Here is a 567-nt window from a genome sequence, read left to right on the forward strand (position 1 = left end):
GGTCCCCGCTCAATGTTTGGTGATCGGTCAGTCGAGGCCGAGCGCCTGCTTGTACGTCTCGAGCAGCGCCTCGGCCTCGTCGCGGTGATGCTTTTCCATCTTGCGCAGGCGGACGATGGTGCGGATCGTCTTGACGTCGAATCCGGTCGATTTGGCCTCGCCGTAGACATCCTTGATGTCGTCAGCGATGCCCTTCTTCTCTTCCTCGAGGCGCTCGAACCGCTCGATGAGCAAGCGGAGCTGGTCGCCGGAAATGCTGTCGCTCATGCCGCAGCTTCCTCTTTCAGGCGTTCAAACCTTGGATCCTCGTAGGCACGTCGCCCAACGCCGCCGAGTTCGCGCCAAAGGTCGCGCACTCGTCGTGAGCCCCAGCAGTGGAAGGGGGCGTAATTGTGCAGGAACCGCATCAGGTCCGGCAGGCGATCGAGCGAAACCTCGTCGGCGCTGGTCGCCGCATTCAGCAGATCGTTCGCGAAAACGGCACTGAGGAAGCTGCCGGTGGATGTGCCATGCAAGATATGCGCGCGGACACCGGTCCACAGATGGTCCGGGACAAGTGACCGGCCC

At 62.4% G+C, this 567-nt stretch carries 2 protein-coding genes; both read right to left on the reverse strand.

Features of this window, described 5'->3' with window-relative positions; genetic code table 11:
* Positions 1-27: 27 nt before the first annotated feature.
* Entirely contained in the window at positions 28-267 is a 240-nt protein-coding gene (locus tag AACY19_RS26845; RefSeq protein WP_339454517.1) for a DUF2312 domain-containing protein, read from the reverse strand.
* Positions 264-567: hypothetical protein (locus AACY19_RS26850; protein ID WP_339454518.1), on the reverse strand; the 304-nt coding region annotated here is incomplete at its 5' end. The genes AACY19_RS26850 and AACY19_RS26845, both read right to left, overlap by 4 nt.

Origin of the sequence: Pseudomonas sp. EA_5y_Pfl2_R50 (assembly GCF_963970475.1) — a bacterium.
GTDB lineage: Bacteria > Pseudomonadota > Gammaproteobacteria > Pseudomonadales > Pseudomonadaceae > Aquipseudomonas.

Bases quoted from the DNA above. Each gene is read 5' to 3' on its own strand.
- AACY19_RS26845 (WP_339454517.1), bottom strand. From the start codon at position 267: ATGAGCGACAGCATTTCCGGCGACCAGCTCCGCTTGCTCATCGAGCGG.